The following is an 18,705-nucleotide window of genomic DNA, read 5'->3' on the forward strand; positions in this document are numbered from 1 at the left end:
ATTGGTTATTAAAAATCAGAAAATTGTGGTGAGATTTTATTTAAATGTTAATTAGCTATTTGATTATTTTATAAATGATAAAAGTAATTATTATTTACAGCTTTACTCATTGGAGTAAAGCTGTAAAAAAGGGGGGAATTAAAACGCGTTGGTATCTTGGAATAGACCAACTTTTAAATCAGATGCTTGGTAAATCAGTTTGCCATCAACAAAAACTTCACCATCACCAATGCCCATAATTAGTTTACGATTAATTACACGCTTAAAATGGATTTTATAAGTCACTTTCTTATTGGTTGGTAGCACTTGCCCTGTAAATTTTACTTCACCCACTCCTAAAGCTCGACCTTTACCTTTACCGCCAATCCAGCCTAAATAAAAACCAACTAGTTGCCACATAGCATCAAGTCCTAGGCAACCGGGCATAACAGGATCATTTTTAAAATGACATTTAAAAAACCATAAATCAGGATTAATATCAAGCTCCGCTTCAACAAAGCCTTTGTCAAAATTACCGCCATTTTCATTCATCTCGATAATACGATCCATCATTAACATTGAATCAGATGGTAATGGTGGTCCATCGTGGCCAAATAGTTCATTATTTCCTGATTTAATTAAATCTGCTTTATCGTATGATGATTTACGTTCAAATGTCATAAAAAAACCTTTTATTTAATATAAATTAAAACATGTTTTAAAAATTGAAAATTACCTAGCTATTTTTCTATTTTTATTTTTAATAAAATTTGGATTTAGAGTTTATTGGGTATTGTTACTTTTTGCAATATTTTTGCCACTTACTTAGCCAACTATCTTGTTTTTTATCTTGTAATAATACGGCTTGCATACGGGCATGAATTAATTGGTAAAGATTAATGCTGCTTTTATCTTTGTAAGCAATGCCTGTCAATAAATAAAGCGCATCAGCAATATGTTCAACTGTCCATACTGAAAACTGTTCTTGTTCGATTGCTTCAATCACTTCATCACTTAAACTTAAATGACGTTGATTAGTCGCTGGAATAATTACTCCTTGTTCACCTGTTAACCCTTGATGCTTACAAACAGAAAAAAATCCTTCAATTTTTTCGTTTACGCCACCAATTGATTGAACATGTCCAAACTGATCCACTGAACCAGTAACAGCCAATTGTTGATCAATAGGTTGCTGTGATAATGCACTAATGATTGCACAAAGTCCTGCAAGTGAAGCACTGTCGCCATCAATTTCATTGTAGGATTGTTCAAATACCAAAGACGTGGAAAAAGGTAATTGATGATTAATTGCAAATTCAGACATAATAAATGCCTGCATTATCATCATTCCTTTTGAATGAATGTTGCCTGCTAATTCTGTTTTTCTTTCAATATCAATAAGTTCTCCATCGCCAAAATGAATAAGGCAACTTAATCGCGTGGGTTCTCCAATCGCTTTTGGATAGCCTGGGTATTCAATGATTGATAAACCGTTTATTTGTCCAACAACTTGATCTTTAGTATTAATCATGATTTGATGACTAAAGATTTCATCAAGCAACCTTTCTTGCAAATAATCTTCATGCCATGATTTTTGTTTTATCGCAGCTTTGATCGCTGATTCGTCAATTGTACTATTTTGGCTAAAGTGAGTCGCATTGACTAATAGCGAATTGACCCAATCAACTGAAAGCGGCAAGTAATATTGATCACCAGTGTAACGTGTTGCTTCTTTGTAAATTTTTGCAAAAGCTAATGTGTCAATATTAGGTAATTGTTGTTTATTTGCGATAAAGTTTAAATAGTTAATCCATTGCTCAATTTGTGATGCAGATTTAACTTGTAATTCATTTTCAAATTCAGCATAAATAGACGTTGAATAAAATTCAGGTTCAAAATCTTGTAATTCAGCTAAACTTAGCCGATCTCCAACTAAGACAATACGCAAATCAAGAGGCATTGCTGGAATAGATAAAGGTAAAGGATGAGATTCATCAGATGAAACCCATTCAAATTTTTGTTTTATTACCATTTGCTTTAGTTTTGTCCATAGCGATGGTTGGCTAAGTAAAGAACGAAGGCCTAAGATTAATACTCCACCGTTAGCATGATGAACAAGCCCTGCTTGTAATTTTATTGGGTTGTTTTCAGGTTGTCTAACACAGCCAAAAAGTTTTTCAGCATCGACAGAAGAGGCAAATAAACAATTGTCTTTAGTCGCAAAATTATCTTGCTTACTTTTTGCTTCGGTCAGTGTAATTTTGTTTTTACTAAAAAAATAACTGTAGCCTAATTCTGGTGTGGGTAAATCATATTTAATTGCTTGTTGTAATAGATTAAAAAAAAGCTCGCTTTCAGGTGCTTTAAGCAACATAAAACGAGGGCTATAGTATTCTCTTTTATTGGGGCATAACAGTGACAAGGCAGATGCAACACGCGGTTGCCACATAAGTAAATGTTCTGACTTTTCGCTTTCTAATGCTTTTGAAGTATTAGTTTTATTTCTAAGTTCAGAAATATAAGATAAATCAGGTTGGAGCTGTTGTGCGTTGAGTTGTATAATTGCCAAAATTATTGTCTTTTTGTTAGCTTATTTTCATCTTTAAATTATAACAAGTATCGATTGTATCGCCAACAGATTACCAAAATCTTTATGCTAACAAATAAAAAAATTACAGAAAGATTTTTCAAAATCGGGTAAACTAAGTCACAATTTACTGTTTGTTTTACTTCATTACCATCATTATCAACGATTAAATATGCTCAAAATCAAAAATACTTACTTCAAAGACGAACGCGCCTCGCAAATTGTTAGTTGGGGACATTGGTTTACTTTGTTTAATATTTTTGTTGTTATTTTACTTGGTAGTCAATATTTACTGATTGCCGATTGGCCTCGTACCTTTATGGGGCGATTTTATGCAATTATTAGCACTATTGGTCATTTTAGTTATTTAACTTTTGTTACTTATTTAATTTTACTTTTCCCGTTAAGCTTTTTTATCCATTCTTCTCGATGGCAACGGATTATTGCGACAGTTTTTGCAACAGTAGGGCTTTCATTACTGATTATTGATATTCAAGTTTTTTCGCATTTTAGAATGCATCTAAATTTATCGATTTGGCAATTATTTTCATCGCAAAAAATTTCTTATTTAAGTACAGTATTTATTGCTATACCATTTATTTTATTGATTGAGATCTTATTTTCAGCTTGGAGCTGGAAAAAGCTACGCAGTTTAAGTAAACGCAAACGTTATGCCAAGCCTGTTGTAATCATTTTTATTGCTTGCTTTGTTGCTTCTCATTTAATTCATATTTGGGCTGATGCTAATTTTTATCGACCAATTACCATGCAGCGCTCAAGTCTTCCACTTTCTTATCCTTTAACCGCTCGCCACTTTCTTGAGCGTTATGGTTTTATGGAAGAAAATGGTTATCGAAATCGTGTTACTCAAGAAGGAAATCCTTTTGCGATGGCGATTGAGTATCCTTTAGGGCGCATTGTTTATGATCAACCACCAACAAAAAATAATGTATTAATAATTGTTATTGAAGGGTGGAACACTAATTTATTAACTAAACATATGTCGTGGCTGAATGAGTTTTCGAAAAATAATATTGCTTTTACTAATCATTATGGAGCAAGTAATCAATCTTATTTGAATGATTTTTCATTGTTTTATGGATTAGATCCAAATTACTACAATAGTATTCTTGTTGGTCATAAACCGTCTGTATTGCTCGATGTTATTACTAAACAGCACTATAATTTAGGATTATTTTCAGCAGATGGTTTTGCAGAACCATTATATCGTTCAGCATTGTTATCTAATTTTTCAATCCCCGAACCTAAAAAACAATCCAATAAAAAAATAACTGAAAACTGGGTTGCATGGCATGAAGAACAGAATAATCTTGATAATCATGCGCCTTTGTTTTCTATAATCCAATATTCTTTGGGAGATAAAAACAAAAAAATTACGATATCTGAATTACAATCTGATGCTAAAAAGCTAGATAAATATATCGAATCGCTAATTGCTTATTTAAAGTTATCTAAAGCTTATGATGATACAGTTATTATTATTACTGGTTCAAATGATATTAAAATTGATGAAGCAAAAAAATTAGTATTACGCAATGCAGGCAGCGATTTTAATCGCGAATCACTAAAAATACCTTTAATTATGTCATGGCCAAATAAAGAAAAAGTTCAAATAACTGAAGCAACTTCACAAACGGATATTATGCGTACACTAATGCAAGACATATTTTATGTCACCACACCACCACAACAGTATAGTCAGGGTAAGAATTTATTCAATCTGAACGCTAGACAATGGTTAGTTGCTGGTAGCGAAAATACTATTGCTGCACTGTATGATGATAAAACCATCGTTTTAGATGCTTTTGGACGATCTAAAGTTTATGATCTTAATGGTAAATTACGAAAAGGCGAAAAAATTAGCTTACCGATTTTTTTGCAAATCGTTACTGAAAATCGACGATTTATGGTTTTTGATAATTGATTTTATTGTTGGGTTTGATAATAAAACAAAGAGGTGAAGATCACTTCACCTCTTTCCCCATAGCTTGTAAGTCAGCATGGTAAGATGAACGTACAAAAGGCCCACAAGCAGCATGTGTAAATCCCATATCTAATGCTATTTGTTTTAACTCTTCAAACTCTTGTGGTGAAACATAGCGTTCAACAGGTAAATGGTATTTACTTGGTTGTAGATATTGCCCAAGTGTCAGCATGGTAACGCCATGACTGCGTAAATCTTGTAAAACTTGAATCAATTCTTCATTACTTTCACCCAGTCCGACCATTAGCCCTGATTTTGTTGGGATTTCAGGATGCTTTTCTTTAAAAGCTGAAAGCAATTTAAGCGAACCATCATAGCTAGCACCGGGGCGAATTCTTTTGTATAAGCGAGGAATATTTTCTAGATTATGGTTAAATACATCAGGTGGGTTTTCACTTAATACTTCGACAGCTTCTTCAATACAGCCACGAAAATCCGGTGTTAATGTTTCAACCTTTATATTGGGGCTTAAAGCACGGATTTCACGAGTACAATTAGCAAAATGGCTAGCACCACCATCTTTTAAATCATCACGATCAACTGAGGTAATCACCACATAACGTAATTTCATCTCTTGGATGGTTTGTGCTAATTTAATCGGCTCTTCACTATCGGGTGGTAATGGCCTGCCATGTGCAACATCACAAAATGGGCATCGGCGGGTACAAATGTCGCCTAAAATCATAAAAGTCGCTGTACCATGATTAAAGCATTCGGCCAAATTAGGGCAAGATGCCTCTTCACACACTGAGTGTAAACCATGTTTACGCATAGTATTTTTTATATGTGCAATATTATCTGAATGAGCTGATAATTTTATTCTCATCCATTCTGGTTTTTTTAGAGGCGTTGCTTCTTCTAATGTTATTGTTGGAATTATTCTGGTTTTGTCAGCATCGCGATATTTTGAGCTTCTGATTGGTGTTTGATTATTCTGCATAATTGGTATCTTATATTTTTGGTAATTGCTTAATAAAATTATCCGTTAATAACTGTTTTATTTCATCACGGTCAATTTTTGAGGTATATTCTTTTAGTTGTGTCATTTGCAACCCAGCATAACCACAAGGATTAATATTATTGAAAGGAGCAAGATCCATATCAATATTTAATGCAAGTCCATGTAAAGTGCAGCCACGACTGATATGCAAACCAAGTGAACAAATTTTCTTTTCGTTAATATATACTCCTGGTGCATCAGACTTTGCATTAGCTATAATACCATAGTGTGCCAAAGTTTGAATGACACTATTTTCTAAAAAACTTACCATATTGCGAATACCAATATTGCGTCTTTTTAAATTAATTAGAATATACATGATTTGTTGACCTGGAGCATGATAAGTAATTTGACCACCGCGATCGGTTTGAATAACAGGAATATCAGTTTGACTTAAAAGATGTTCTGCTTTACCTACCTTTCCCTGAGTAAATACGGAGTTATGTTCAACTAGCCAGATTTCATCAAGTGTTTGTTCATTACGGTTTTGCGTAAAGTCATGCATAGCTTGATATGTTTGCATATAGGGAACAATATGTAGATCTTTGATGATAACATTATTAATACTCATGGCGCTGCTTATTGATATTAACAAAAAATTTATAAATATATATCAGATTTTACTACAATTTGATACCTTGTAGATGATTTCGGTATAGACATTGTATCTTTTTTTTTGTATTTATTCATTAGTAAAATTTGTTTTTTATCAAATAACTAATGCTGTTTTAAATATTACCATTGAAATAGTTGATTAATTTGATAGGAATTAACATTCTTTTCTAAACCTTAGTTTGCTTTACTTTTTTTGGTAAAATGGCAGACTGATACTAATGAAGCTCCGTAATGCAGAGTTTGAGCCAGTATTGTTAGTTATTGTTTTATTGTAGCTAAGGATGGCAAGTACTGCATTTTTTTAAACAAAAAAGAGGTTTTTATATGTCGGACATGCAAATGAATGATATCGATCCCGTCGAAACGCAAGATTGGCTACAAAGTGTTGAGTCAATTATTCGTGAGGAAGGAATCGAACGTGCGCAATATATTATTGAACAAATAGTCAATAAGGCAAGAGATGGAGGTGTGCCTCTACTTTTTGGTTCTTCAACAAGTAATTATATAAATACCATTCCAGTAGAAGAGCAACCTACTTATCCTGGCGATTGGGAAATAGAAAGACGCATTCGTTCAATTGTTCGTTGGAATGCCATTATGATGGTGCTAAGAGCTTCGAAAAAAGATCTAGAACTTGGTGGTCACATGGCATCATTCCAGTCTGCGGCTACATTTTATGAAGTCTGTTTTAACCACTTTTTCCGTGCTCGCAATGAAAAGGATGGTGGAGATTTAATTTATTTCCAAGGGCATATTTCGCCGGGTATTTATTCAAGAGCATTCATAGAAGGTCGTTTAACTGAAGAACAACTCGATAATTTCCGCCAAGAAGTGCATGGCAAAGGGTTGTCATCTTATCCTCATCCTAAATTAATGCCTGAATTTTGGCAATTCCCAACTGTTTCAATGGGGTTAGGTCCTGTTAGTGCTATTTATCAAGCTCGATTCTTAAAATACTTAAATCATCGTGGTCTTAAAGATACCACTGAGCAAACAGTTTACGCTTTCTTAGGTGATGGTGAGATGGATGAACCAGAATCAAAAGGTGCAATTACTGTTGCAACACGTGAAAAACTTGATAATTTAGTATTTGTTATCAACTGTAATTTACAGCGATTAGATGGTCCAGTAACAGGTAATGGTAAAATTATTAACGAGCTTGAAGGTGTCTTTGCTGGTGCAGGTTGGAACGTAATTAAAGTACTTTGGGGTGACCGTTGGGATAAACTTCTCCAAAAAGATAAGTCTGGCAAGTTAATCCGTTTGATGAATGAAACACTTGACGGCGACTATCAAACATTAAAATCTAAAGACGGTGCTTATGTTCGTGAACATTTCTTTGGTAAATATCCTGAAACGGCAGAATTAGTTAAAGACATGTCTGACGAAGAAATATTTAGATTAAACCGTGGTGGCCAAGATCCTGCTAAAATGTTTGCAGCATTCCAACGTGCAAAAGAAACTAAAGATCGCCCAACTGTTATTCTTGCTCACACCATTAAAGGCTATGGCATGGGTGAAACTGCCGAAGCGAAAAACATTGCACACCAAGTGAAAAAAATGAATATGGATGGTGTGCGTCATGTGCGTGATTTCTTCAATATCCCAGTAACCGATGAAGCACTTGAAAAATTACCATACATCAAATTTGAAGAGCATACACCTGAATACAAATACATCCATGAGCGTCGTGAAGCGTTACATGGTTACGTACCTTCAAGATTAACTCATTTTTCAGGAAAAGTGTCTATCCCTGAATTAAGTGAATTTGCGCCATTACTTGAAGCTCAATCGAAAGAAATATCAACTACAATTGCTTTTGTCCGTGCGCTTAATATTATGCTTAAGGATAAAGAACTTGCTCCGCGTTTAGTACCTATTCTAGCTGATGAAGCCCGTACTTTTGGTATGGAAGGCTTATTCCGTCAAATTGGAATTTATAATCCACACGGTCAACAATATACACCACAAGATAAAGAGCAAGTGGCTTATTATCGTGAAGATGAAAAAGGCCAAATTCTGCAAGAGGGAATTAATGAATGTGGTGCAACCGCTTCATGGTTAGCGGCTGCAACTTCATATAGCACCAATGATTTCCCAATGATTCCTTTTTATATTTACTACTCTATGTTTGGTTTCCAACGCATTGGCGATTTAATGTGGGCAGCAGGGGATCAGCAAGCTCGTGGATTTATGATTGGTGGTACTTCTGGTCGTACAACACTAAATGGGGAAGGTTTACAACACCAAGATGGTCATAGCCACATTCAAGCATTAACTATACCTAACTGTATATCATACGATCCTGCTTATGCTTATGAAGTTGCGGTAATCATGCAAGACGGTTTACGTCGCATGTATGGTGAGCAAGAAAATGTATACTACTACATTACAACGCTAAACGAAAACTATGCACAACCAGCAATGCCAGAAGGTGCAGAAGAAGGTATTCGTCGAGGTATTTATAAACTAGATACCGTTGAGGGTCAAAAAGGTAAACCGACTGTTCAGTTACTAGGTTCAGGCTCTATTTTACGCCATGTTCGTGAAGCGGCTGATATCTTAGCTAAAAATTATGGTATTAGCTCCGAAGTTTATAGCGTAACATCATTTACTGAACTTGCTCGTGATGGTCAAGATTGTGAACGTTACAACATGTTACATCCAAGTGAAACACCTAAAGTTCCTTATGTTGCTCAAATTATGAATAATAACCCAGCTGTAGTTTCAACTGATTATATGAAACTCTTTGCTGAACAAATTCGCGGATTTGTACCTGCTGAAAGTTATCGAGTACTTGGTACAGACGGTTTTGGTCGCAGCGATAGCCGTGAAAATTTACGTCATCACTTTGAAGTCGATGCATCTTATGTTGTGATTGCAGCATTGGGTGAACTTGCTAAGCGCGGTGATATTGACGCAAGTGTTGTTGAAGAAGCGATCAAAAAGTTCGAAATCAATGCTGATAAACTTAACCCACGAATTGCATAAGAGGTTGTCATAATGAGTATTCAAATTAAATTACCTGATATCGGTGGTGATGAAGTTGAAGTTACCGAAATTCTGGTAAATGTTGGCGATAAAGTTGAAGCAGATCAGTCAATTATGACTGTTGAAGGTGATAAAGCCTCAATGGAAATCCCTGCTCCACAAGCGGGTATTGTCAAATCTATTTCAGTAAAAATTGGCGATAAAGTCAAAACAGGCGTTGACATTATGGTCTTTGATGAAGAGGGCGGAGTTGCATCGGCAGCCCCTGCTCCTGCACAAGAAGCGCCAAAAGCTGAAGTAGCTGCTGTGACAGCTGCAGCTAGCCAAACGGTTGATGTTAATGTACCCGATATCGGTGGCGATGAAGTTGAAGTAACCGAAATCTTGGTAAAAGTGGGTGATACTATATCTGTTGATGATTCATTAATTACTGTTGAGGGTGATAAAGCCTCAATGGAAATCCCTGCAACTATTACAGGTACAGTTAAAAGCATTACGGTAAAAGTGGGCGATAAAGTAAAAACAGGTTCCAAAATTATGGAATTTGAAACCACATCTAGTGCAGCTCCAGTTACTCAAACAGCTCCAGCTGCTGCGCCTGTTGCTGAAAAAGCAGCACCTGAACCAACGCCAGCCCCAGTTGCTGCAAAATCAGCGCCTGCTTCATCAAGCAATGAGTTTGTTGAAAACGATGCTTATGCGCACGCAACACCATCTGTACGCCGTTTAGCGCGTGAATTTGGTGTCAATCTAGCAAAAGTTACTGCGACAGGTCCTAAGAACCGTATTTTACGCGAAGACATTCAAACTTACGTAAAAAATGCTGTTAAACAAATTGAAAGTGGCGCTACAGGTGGTGCATTACCTGGTCTATTACCATGGCCTAAAGTTGATTTTAGCAAATTTGGTGAAGTTGAAAGTTTACCATTAACTAAAATTCAAAAAGTATCAGGTGCTAATTTACACCGTAACTGGGTAATGATTCCGCATGTGACAGAATTTGATGAGACGGATATTACTGATTTAGAAGCATTCCGTAAGCAACAAAATGCAGAAGCAGACAAGAAGAAGCTTGATCTTAAGATCACGCCACTTGTGTTTATCATGAAAGCGGTAGCAAGTGCATTAACAGCGTATCCACGCTTTAATAGTTCATTATCTGAAGATGCCCAAACCTTAATTATCAAAAAATACATTAATATTGGCGTTGCTGTCGATACACCAAATGGTCTTGTTGTGCCAGTATTTAAAGATGTTGATAAAAAGGGTATTGTTGAACTTTCTCGTGAGCTTGCGGCAATTTCTAAAAAAGCACGTGAAGGTAAATTGACGGGTAGTGATATGCAAGGAGGATGTTTCACTATTTCTAGCCTTGGTGGCATTGGTACAACCTCGTTTACACCAATTGTTAATGCGCCAGAAGTTGGTATTTTAGGTGTATCTCGCTCTAGCATGAAACCAGTTTGGAATGGCAAAGAGTTTACACCACGCTTAATGTTACCTTTATCATTATCATTCGATCACCGAGTGATTGATGGTGCTGATGGTGCACGCTTCTTAAGCCATATTGTTAACGTCTTATCCGACTTACGTCGTTTAGTGATGTAATTAAGGAGATCAAATTATGAGTCAAGATGTTAAAACACAAGTTGTGGTTTTAGGAGCAGGACCAGCGGGTTATTCCGCTGCGTTCCGTGCTGCCGACCTTGGACTAGAAGTTACTCTTGTTGAACGTTATTCAACACTTGGTGGTGTTTGTTTAAATGTAGGCTGTATTCCATCAAAAGCATTACTTCATGTTGCTAAAGTAATGGATGAAGCTAAATCATTAAGCGAACATGGTATTCATTTTGGCACACCTAGATTGGAACTTGATAAAGTCCGAGGTTGGAAAGAAAAAGTGATAAGCCAACTAACTAATGGACTAGCTGGTATGGCCAAAATGCGAAAAGTCAATGTGATTCAAGGTGAAGCTCAATTTACAGGTAGCCATACCATGGAGGTAACTTCATCAAAAGGAATCACTAAGATCACCTTTGATAATGCAATTATTGCAGCGGGTTCTCGCCCAATTAAGTTGCCTTTTATTCCACATGATGATCCTCGTATTTGGGATTCTACAGATGCCTTAGCCTTAACCACCATTCCTAAAAAATTATTATTAATGGGTGGCGGAATTATAGGTCTTGAAATGGGCACTGTATACCATGCACTTGGTTCAGAAGTCGATGTAGTTGAAATGTTTGATCAAGTGATTCCAGCTGCCGATAAAGATGTAATTAAAGTCTTTACTAAACAGATCCAAAAGAAATTCACTTTACGATTGGAAACTAAAGTGACTACCGTTGAAGCAAAACATGATGCAATTTATGTCACCATGGAAAAGAAAGACGGCACTACCGAAACACATACTTATGATGCGGTATTAGTGGCTATTGGTCGTACACCAAATGGTAAATTAATTAGTGCGGAAAAAGCAGGCGTTAATGTTACTGATCGCGGATTTATCGAAGTTGATAAACAGATGCGTACCAATGTTCCGCATATCTATGCAATTGGAGATATTGTTGGTCAACCAATGCTTGCGCACAAAGGCGTACACGAAGGTCATGTGGCAGCAGAAGTAATTGCAGGTAAAAAACACTTCTTTGATCCAAAAACCATTCCTTCTATCGCTTATACCGAACCCGAAGTTGCTTGGGTTGGTTTAACTGAAAAAGAAGCGAAAGAAAAAGGAATTGATTATGAAGTATCAATCTTCCCATGGGCAGCTTCAGGACGAGCTATTGCTTCTGATTGCTCTGAAGGGATGACAAAGCTGATCTTCAATAAAGCAGATAATCGCCTATTAGGTGGTGCGGTTGTTGGTGCAAATGGTGGTGAATTACTTGGTGAAATCACCTTAGCTGTCGAAATGGGTTGTGATGCCGAAGATATCGCATTAACAATTCATGCTCACCCAACATTGCATGAATCAATTGGCTTAGCCTCTGAAATTTATGAAGGCTCTGTCACTGATTTACCAAATGCTAAAGCGAAGAAGAAATAGTAATAAAAAGTCATTTATATACTTAATAGAATGCCGTTAGCTCAAACTAACGGTATTTTTATTTTATTTATAAAATAATTTTGTTAAAAAGTTTCAGGAGTGTACTACGTTTATGTAGAAAATAAATAAAAATCAATTAATTAAATTAATCCCTCCCCTGATAAATCTCAAGTTATGTATTTTGAGTGAATTATTTTAAGCATATGAAATGTAAAAACTTGATGTTTTCTAGCAGGAACAAAAACAGCGAAAATTGTCCACACCAAGATTTATCGCTATCTTTGGGATGGTAATGTTTTATTGCATGAATGGCATTATCAGCGTGCACGGCGTCCTAAGGTTATTACTGACGAGCTGGGAATGCTTATGTTGGACCGACCCGAACCGGTCGAAAACCTAACCACTTGGGTTTATGAAGAAGGAAGTTTAGTCCCCACCGCAAAGCTATGCGAAGGCAAGTCCTACTCGATTGTATCGGACTATTTGGGCAGACCCGCGCAGGCCTATGATGATAAAGGGGAACTGGTTTGGCAGGTGGAATTTGACATCTATGGCAGAATACGGGAAGATACTTTTAACAATCAGCCGTTTATTCCGTTCAGACAACTGGGGCAGTATGAAGACCAAGAACTAGATGGACTTTATTATAATCGTTTCAGGTATTACGACAGTAATACAGGAACTTATATTAGCCAAGATCCGATAAGGTTAGCAGGTAATAACCCGAATTTTTATGCGTATGTGCATGATAGCAATGCTTGGGTGGATCCGTTTGGGTTGGATGTTATTACTGTTTATCATTATACGAGTGATAAAGGATATAAATCTATAATGGGATCAGGAGTAATTAAAGCTAGTGATCCTGGAGCTAGAGGGAAAGGTTCAATTAAAGGGAAGCCTAAGGCTGTTTATGTTACTGGAATTCCTCCAGAGCAATTGCAGATTTCTGGAAATCGAGGAAAAATGGGACTAACAGGGGAAAAAAGTACTCATTATATAGCTTTTCAAATAGATGAAAGTAAAGTGAAATTAGTCGATCCTCAAAATCCTACATTGAGATTGTATGTTGAGGATAATGTGGAATTAAGAGATGCAAATAATAAACTTAAGAAGGGTGTTTCTCATGGAAAAACTTCTTGTAAATAAATATTACTAGATATGGAATTTACTGGCGAATTATATTTTTATTATTCAGATAAACCAAATGAAACTGTAATTAATTTATTGAAATTATATGCGGATAAGATAGGTTATGAATATAATTATGAGATTAACGATTTAGGTGAACATTCTATTATGTTCTTTAAAAATAAAGAAATGTGGGAATATCATTTAGAGCATGGGTATAATGTTGATTTAAATGGAGAAGGTTGTTTTTATATAAATGCTAGAATAGTTTCTTTAGATGGAAAAGCCTCTTTATATGAATTAAATGGGCGTTCAAATTTTGAACCTACGGATACATGTTTTACTTTTAATAAAGTATCTTATTATGTATTAACTGTTCCTTGTGCCATTGAAGAAGATTCTTTTTCTAAAAAAATATATACAGACTTTCACAATCTTTTAATAATGGGTAAATAGGAAAATAAAAGATGATAAATTAATAAGCCAACTTAATAGTTGTTTTATTATTACCATAAACATTATCTTATGCAACAAAAGCATTTACCATTATTCATACTATCATTATTACTTATTACAGCACGTAATAATCACAAAAACGAACAAGCAATTAAATTTCCCCACCGCGTGGGGAATAGCTTGCTTATAAGCGATAAAGACGCATTGACTAAATTGAGTAATATTGATACAGGAAAAAATAGTAAAATAGAAAATTGTTATTTGAAATAATATAAATCAAGAGCTAGGTTATAATACAATAGATCCTAGTATTACGACAGTAATACAGGAACTTATATAAGCCAAGATCCCATAAAACTTGCAGGAAACAACCCGAATTTTTATGCGTATGTGCATGATAGTAATGCTTGGGTGGATCCGTTTGGGTTGGATGAGAAAATTTTAACAGAAGGAATTATTTATCGAGCAGGTAGTGGTACACTTAATAATTTCACACCTGCAGTAAAAGATCTTCCAGGTGGACTTTCAACATTTACAACAACAGAGGTTATGATAAAAAAAATGCCTTCAACATCAAAAGCACAAATAATAGATATTTCAAAATTAGGATCGGGAGTGGAAGCAGTATTAGATGGTTCAGATGGCCATGTGAGTATTCGCCCTAAAGGAGATTTGGATGGTTCTGCCTTAAAAAAATGGACTGAATTAAAAGGAGTAGATGCTCCTAATCCTTTGGCTGAAGATGTAAAAAAGGGGCATATTGGAGAGTGGAAACCAAGCTGTAAATAAAATGGATAACTTAAATAAAAATCTATATTTAGAAAAATGGGGTAATGAATTTATTATACCTCAACTAGAAGAGATTGTATCAAAAATAAAAATCAATCACAATGATATATTATCATACAGCAGAATAGAAACTACTAAAAATGATACTATATTCTCTTGGTTAATTAGTACAGTATTAAAGCCTTATATGTTTGAAAATACCGATATTCATGAAGTAGTTTTAAGTATCTCATTTCAAATAAAAGGTCGAAATATTTTTTTAGATGGTGATATATCTTTAGAAGATGGCAGGATTTTGTATGAAATCGACAGATACTTTATTTTGGACTTAAATTCAAAGGAAGAATGCATCCATATAAACAATTTATTATTACAATTTTTTGATATGAGTTTCTATTTTATTCAGAAAGGAATTAATCTGATTTCAGAAGAGAACAAAAAAGGAAATGTATCTGATTTTAACTAATTTTAAGTTATTAAAAAACAACCTTTATGGTTGGTCTTTCTTAAGAAGATAAGTTTTCCATTCCGTTCCGGCAATGAGGGCAGTATGAAGATGTAGAAACAGGGCTTTATTATAATCGGTTTAGGTATTATAATCCTGAAACCGGCTTATATATTAGCCAAGATCCTATAAGATTAGCAGGAAACAACCCGAATTTTTATGCGTATGTGCATGATTCGAATACGATGGTTGATGTGTTCGGGTTATTTACGGTTTATCGTCTTTTAAGAGATGATGAAGTAATTGAAAATGGGATATCTGCTAAAAAACCAGGCAGAGGAATGACGGTGCATGGACATGTGTCGTCTGGCAGTCGAAATAATGGATCACAGTATATTTCAACAAGTACTGATTCAACTATCTTAGAAAAGTGGAAACAGCCAGGACAACGCATGATTTCATTTGATACTGATGATGTTATTCCTGATATAAAAGGTAATAAAAATATTATAGACATATCTACAGTTGAAAAAGCTAAAGCAAATGGAGTCGGTGGTGTTTCTGCTAATATGGCAGCAAGTTCTAAAGAAGTTTTAGTAGAAGGATATGTACCATCGGATAAAATTAAATGTCATTAAAATTGAAAAAATAATGTGTATAAAAACATCTTTAAATATTATAGAAGAAAAATTAATTGGTGAAAATTCTATTCCTATAAAAATCCATGTAGGTTCAGGGGTTGATGAAGATGATTACTTACTGTTAAGGAAAGCCATTTTACATGCAATAGAATACTATCAAGATAAAAAAGAAGTTCCTAAAAAATTAGCATTAGCATTTGTTAATATTTCTAATTATTTTTTTATATCAAAAGATTCTCCCTATAGTGAAAAAGAAATGATAATGATCGAAAATATTGGTAATGAATTATCTGAACTAGGAGAAAAATTATTTTCATAATGTGTATAAAAACATAGTATGAGTTTCACTATTCACATAGAAAATATAATTAAGAAATAAAAATAATTTAATAAAATGTAATTAAATATGAATTTAACAGCTAAAATTAGTCAAGATACTAAAGAAAACATAATAGGTAGAATTGGAGGAAATATTCCTGAATATTTTTTAAATAAAGTGAATGAAATCGATAATTATAATTTTTATTTATCTTTCCAAAATCCTCAAGAGAAAGAAAAATATATATCTGTTTTTATACCGAAAAAGTATAATGAAATGATAGATAATAATATATATCCTAATTGTTCTATAAAAGTATTTGTTCATTCTTTTTCAGAAGAAAGTAATAATGAAATTTATACGATTAAAGGCCTTAATAAAGCATATATAAAAGGGTATAAAAAAGTAGAATCTGATGTTTTTAATTTTATAACAGAATCAAAAAATCCAAGACTTATACAAGATGAAAATTATTATTTTAAAGATTTAGAAAAAAATGGTTATGACTTTTTTATCCAGATTGATGAAGATTATTATCCAGAAAATTTAATCAAAGAAAACTATGTATTTGGTTATGGAGCATTATATTTATATAAACACAGTATAACTGCTGAAATAATAGCAGGTTTTTGGCAATATTCGTAAATATATAAGGCAGTCTGAGGTGGCCTTTTTTCTTATTCAATATAAGTCAAGATCCCGATAAGGTTAGCAGGTAATAACCCGAATTTTTATGCGTATGTGCATGATTCGAATACGATGGTTGATGTGTTCGGGTTGTGGACAATAAAATTAGGGGGATATAAAATTCAAGTGCATGCTAATGACGTTGACCCTTGGCCAAGTAACCCACATGGCCATATTTATGATAAAGGGTTGGTTATTGACAATGAAGGTAAAATTTTTAAAGCCCATAATGGACCTCAAGTTGATAAACTTAATAAAAAAGATGCTAAAATCTGGAAAGAAGCTTTAGCTAGTAAATGTAAATAGATGAAAAAAATAATAGTTGATAAAGATTTAATTATAAATCATTTCTCTGAAGCTAATAAAAAGTGGACTAGTGAAGATAATATGGAACTTATCACAAAAATTGATGAACAGGATTTAAATTTAGTTGTCCCTAAATTAATAAGCTTACTTCCAAAAGAATTAGCAAATAGTATACTTTCTGATTTGTTAGAAAGACCAAGTTTTCCAATTCAATATATCAATGAAATATATAATAAGGGAGATAAAGGATGTAAAATGACAATATGCTTAAGAGATAATTTACCTGCAGATATAGCTAATAGGTGTGAAAAGTCTTTAGATGAAGATATTAAAACACATTTTATAAATAGAAAAAATTATTTAAATAAAAACACTTAAATAAAACTACTTTTAAGAGTGTTTTTAATTAAAATGTATCTGGTTGAAAATAAAGATTTTGTTAGATATATCTTGAAGTATATGGAGGTGTAGGATTTTTTATTGCTTTAGTGCTTTATAAAAATAGGATTTGATGTAAAGAAGAAAATGATATTTTGGATGATTTAAGAAAAAAACTTTATAAAGTAATATTTTGTGAAGAATAAAAAAGCCAATTATTAAGAGTTACCTTTTCTTAAGAAGATAAGTTTTCCATACCGTTCAGGCAACTGGGGCAGTATGAAGACCAAGAACTAGACGGGCTTTATTATAATCGGTTTAGGTATTATAACCCTGAAACCGGTTTATATATTAGCCAAGATCCGATAGGGCTAGCAGGTAATAACCCGAATTTTTATGCGTATGTGCATGATAGTAATGCTTGGGTGGATCCGTTTGGGTTGATGGCTGATAAAAAAACTTCTTATAATGGTGTCAGTCGTAGAGATGCTTTTAGACAAGCCAAAAGAGATGCAAGAATCCCCATGAGTCAACAACCTAGTAATATTTATAAAAGGCCTTTAAAGGATGGTTCAGGAGGGTATGTAAGAAACTCTAATGGTTCCATTGTAGAAACAAGAAATTATGAATTTAAAGGTAAAAATAATGAAATTATTACGATCCAAGAACATAGTTTAGGACATACAAAAGCAACTCCTGGGCATGGTGCAGAACCTCATTTTAATGTTCGTCCAATTGATAATTTAAACACGGGACATGTTGAGGATACTCATGGACATTATAATTTTCCTAAAAAATGTAAAAATTAAAATTATGAATATAATAGATATCATTGACAATAATTATTTTTTAAAGCAATTATATCCCAATGGATTACAAAAAATGTGTTTAAGTCATATTAAAGTTGATTGTTTTAAAAATATTGCAATAACATTACAAACAACTGAAAATCCTAACATTGAAATAAAAAAATGGGGGCAATGGGGCGCTAATTATAATGTAATCGCTATTGATATTACAAGTAATATGATGGATGATTTTAATATAAGTAATTGGGGAAAATCTAAATTAGAAAATTGTGAATGTAAGATAGAGTTATTTAAAGAAAATGAAAATAGCCACTTTAATAACATCTATAACGTAATTTTTTATACTGAAGACTGGAGTGTCATGATTTCAACTAAATCATTCACTTATCAGGAAAGTCGTGTGTATATATTGGATGAAGAATAAGCATGTAACTCCCCCCCAAAATAGCACAACAAAAAGTAGAAAATTCTCGATGATAAAAGTAAAGGGGATTTAATTATGAAAAAAATAACTGAACACC

Annotated in this window: 18 protein-coding genes and 2 pseudogenes; 16 read left to right on the forward strand and 4 right to left on the reverse strand. The window is 33.9% G+C overall.

What is annotated here, in order from left to right; genetic code table 11:
- Positions 1 to 138: 138 nt before the first annotated feature.
- Both fabA and GQ590_RS09525 read right to left on the reverse strand, forming a co-directional pair.
- On the reverse strand, positions 139 to 660 hold the full coding sequence (fabA, locus tag GQ590_RS09520; protein WP_160408582.1) for a bifunctional 3-hydroxydecanoyl-ACP dehydratase/trans-2-decenoyl-ACP isomerase: 522 nt from the start codon (positions 658 to 660) through the stop codon (positions 139 to 141).
- A gap of 115 nt (positions 661 to 775) precedes the next feature.
- A complete protein-coding gene (locus GQ590_RS09525) occupies positions 776 to 2,548 on the reverse strand; it encodes a Lon protease family protein (RefSeq protein WP_202112959.1) in 1,773 nt (590 codons plus the stop codon).
- Positions 2,549 to 2,738: 190 nt separating this feature from the next.
- On the opposite strand from GQ590_RS09525, the gene GQ590_RS09530 reads away from it, so the two are divergent.
- Complete coding sequence (locus GQ590_RS09530) at positions 2,739 to 4,511, forward strand: DUF3413 domain-containing protein (protein WP_160408580.1); 1,773 nt, start codon at positions 2,739 to 2,741, stop codon at positions 4,509 to 4,511.
- A 40-nt stretch (positions 4,512 to 4,551) separates the two neighbouring features.
- On the opposite strand, the gene lipA is transcribed toward GQ590_RS09530, so the two are convergent.
- Complete coding sequence (gene lipA / locus GQ590_RS09535; protein ID WP_160408578.1) at positions 4,552 to 5,511, reverse strand: lipoyl synthase; 960 nt, start codon at positions 5,509 to 5,511, stop codon at positions 4,552 to 4,554.
- Between the two features lie 10 nt (positions 5,512 to 5,521).
- The gene (gene lipB / locus GQ590_RS09540) at positions 5,522 to 6,142 is read right to left on the reverse strand and encodes a lipoyl(octanoyl) transferase LipB (RefSeq protein WP_160408576.1); all 621 of its coding nucleotides are present in this window, start codon (positions 6,140 to 6,142) and stop codon (positions 5,522 to 5,524) included.
- A gap of 368 nt (positions 6,143 to 6,510) precedes the next feature.
- Here lipB and aceE point away from each other — a divergent pair, with 368 nt between their 5' ends.
- The 15 genes and pseudogenes from aceE (at position 6,511) to GQ590_RS09610 (ending at position 18,608) form a co-directional block, all read left to right on the forward strand.
- A complete protein-coding gene (gene aceE, locus GQ590_RS09545) occupies positions 6,511 to 9,177 on the forward strand; it encodes a pyruvate dehydrogenase (acetyl-transferring), homodimeric type (protein WP_160408574.1) in 2,667 nt (888 codons plus the stop codon).
- Between the two features lie 12 nt (positions 9,178 to 9,189).
- Positions 9,190 to 10,785 (forward strand): pyruvate dehydrogenase complex dihydrolipoyllysine-residue acetyltransferase, encoded by a 1,596-nt coding sequence (aceF, locus tag GQ590_RS09550; protein WP_160408572.1) that lies wholly within the window; start codon positions 9,190 to 9,192, stop codon positions 10,783 to 10,785.
- 16 nt (positions 10,786 to 10,801) lie between these two features.
- On the forward strand, positions 10,802 to 12,226 hold the full coding sequence (gene lpdA, locus GQ590_RS09555) for a dihydrolipoyl dehydrogenase (RefSeq protein ID WP_160408570.1): 1,425 nt from the start codon (positions 10,802 to 10,804) through the stop codon (positions 12,224 to 12,226).
- A 366-nt stretch (positions 12,227 to 12,592) separates the two neighbouring features.
- Positions 12,593 to 13,372 (forward strand): RHS repeat domain-containing protein, encoded by a 780-nt coding sequence (locus tag GQ590_RS12755; protein WP_272914531.1) that lies wholly within the window; start codon positions 12,593 to 12,595, stop codon positions 13,370 to 13,372.
- Positions 13,373 to 13,384: 12 nt separating this feature from the next.
- Positions 13,385 to 13,810 (forward strand): hypothetical protein, encoded by a 426-nt coding sequence (locus GQ590_RS09565; protein ID WP_160408566.1) that lies wholly within the window; start codon positions 13,385 to 13,387, stop codon positions 13,808 to 13,810.
- A gap of 69 nt (positions 13,811 to 13,879) precedes the next feature.
- Positions 13,880 to 14,080, forward strand: a complete 201-nt coding sequence (locus GQ590_RS09570) for a hypothetical protein (RefSeq protein ID WP_160422587.1) — start codon at positions 13,880 to 13,882, stop codon at positions 14,078 to 14,080.
- A 51-nt stretch (positions 14,081 to 14,131) separates the two neighbouring features.
- Positions 14,132 to 14,599: pseudogene (locus GQ590_RS12330) on the forward strand (hypothetical protein); the annotation flags it as partial.
- Positions 14,571 to 15,065 carry a hypothetical protein gene (locus tag GQ590_RS09575; RefSeq protein WP_160408564.1) on the forward strand — a complete coding sequence of 165 codons (495 nt, stop codon included), beginning with the start codon at positions 14,571 to 14,573 and terminating at the stop codon, positions 15,063 to 15,065. The pseudogene GQ590_RS12330 and the gene GQ590_RS09575, both read left to right, overlap by 29 nt.
- Before the next feature lie 89 nt (positions 15,066 to 15,154).
- Positions 15,155 to 15,682: pseudogene (locus GQ590_RS09580) on the forward strand (RHS repeat-associated core domain-containing protein); the annotation flags it as partial.
- 13 nt (positions 15,683 to 15,695) lie between these two features.
- The gene (locus GQ590_RS09585) at positions 15,696 to 16,004 is read left to right on the forward strand and encodes a hypothetical protein (protein ID WP_160408562.1); all 309 of its coding nucleotides are present in this window, start codon (positions 15,696 to 15,698) and stop codon (positions 16,002 to 16,004) included.
- Between the two features lie 87 nt (positions 16,005 to 16,091).
- Complete coding sequence (locus GQ590_RS09590) at positions 16,092 to 16,649, forward strand: hypothetical protein (RefSeq protein WP_034947478.1); 558 nt, start codon at positions 16,092 to 16,094, stop codon at positions 16,647 to 16,649.
- 96 nt (positions 16,650 to 16,745) lie between these two features.
- Entirely contained in the window at positions 16,746 to 16,997 is a 252-nt protein-coding gene (locus GQ590_RS12335; RefSeq protein ID WP_202112962.1) for a hypothetical protein, read from the forward strand.
- On the forward strand, positions 16,998 to 17,375 hold the full coding sequence (locus GQ590_RS09600; protein WP_160408560.1) for a hypothetical protein: 378 nt from the start codon (positions 16,998 to 17,000) through the stop codon (positions 17,373 to 17,375).
- Between the two features lie 269 nt (positions 17,376 to 17,644).
- On the forward strand, positions 17,645 to 18,184 hold the full coding sequence (locus tag GQ590_RS09605; protein WP_237397855.1) for an HNH/endonuclease VII fold putative polymorphic toxin: 540 nt from the start codon (positions 17,645 to 17,647) through the stop codon (positions 18,182 to 18,184).
- The gene (locus tag GQ590_RS09610; RefSeq protein WP_160408558.1) at positions 18,147 to 18,608 is read left to right on the forward strand and encodes a hypothetical protein; all 462 of its coding nucleotides are present in this window, start codon (positions 18,147 to 18,149) and stop codon (positions 18,606 to 18,608) included. Before GQ590_RS09605 ends, GQ590_RS09610 begins: the two co-directional genes overlap by 38 nt.
- Positions 18,609 to 18,705 lie beyond the last annotated feature (97 nt).

Origin of the sequence: Gilliamella sp. Lep-s35, from assembly GCF_009795845.1 — a bacterium.
Taxonomy (GTDB): domain Bacteria; phylum Pseudomonadota; class Gammaproteobacteria; order Enterobacterales; family Orbaceae; genus Gilliamella.

Bases quoted from the DNA above. Each gene is read 5' to 3' on its own strand.
- GQ590_RS09590 (WP_034947478.1), top strand. From the start codon at position 16,092: ATGAATTTAACAGCTAAAATTAGTCAAGATACTAAAGAAAACATAATA.
- GQ590_RS09530 (WP_160408580.1), top strand. From the start codon at position 2,739: ATGCTCAAAATCAAAAATACTTACTTCAAAGACGAACGCGCCTCGCAA.
- GQ590_RS09570 (WP_160422587.1), top strand. From the start codon at position 13,880: ATGCAACAAAAGCATTTACCATTATTCATACTATCATTATTACTTATT.
- lpdA (WP_160408570.1), top strand. From the start codon at position 10,802: ATGAGTCAAGATGTTAAAACACAAGTTGTGGTTTTAGGAGCAGGACCA.
- GQ590_RS09585 (WP_160408562.1), top strand. From the start codon at position 15,696: ATGTGTATAAAAACATCTTTAAATATTATAGAAGAAAAATTAATTGGT.
- GQ590_RS12755 (WP_272914531.1), top strand. From the start codon at position 12,593: ATGTTGGACCGACCCGAACCGGTCGAAAACCTAACCACTTGGGTTTAT.
- aceE (WP_160408574.1), top strand. From the start codon at position 6,511: ATGTCGGACATGCAAATGAATGATATCGATCCCGTCGAAACGCAAGAT.
- aceF (WP_160408572.1), top strand. From the start codon at position 9,190: ATGAGTATTCAAATTAAATTACCTGATATCGGTGGTGATGAAGTTGAA.
- lipA (WP_160408578.1), bottom strand. From the start codon at position 5,511: ATGCAGAATAATCAAACACCAATCAGAAGCTCAAAATATCGCGATGCT.
- GQ590_RS09600 (WP_160408560.1), top strand. From the start codon at position 16,998: ATGAAAAAAATAATAGTTGATAAAGATTTAATTATAAATCATTTCTCT.
- fabA (WP_160408582.1), bottom strand. From the start codon at position 660: ATGACATTTGAACGTAAATCATCATACGATAAAGCAGATTTAATTAAA.
- lipB (WP_160408576.1), bottom strand. From the start codon at position 6,142: ATGAGTATTAATAATGTTATCATCAAAGATCTACATATTGTTCCCTAT.
- GQ590_RS09610 (WP_160408558.1), top strand. From the start codon at position 18,147: ATGGACATTATAATTTTCCTAAAAAATGTAAAAATTAAAATTATGAAT.
- GQ590_RS09565 (WP_160408566.1), top strand. From the start codon at position 13,385: ATGGAATTTACTGGCGAATTATATTTTTATTATTCAGATAAACCAAAT.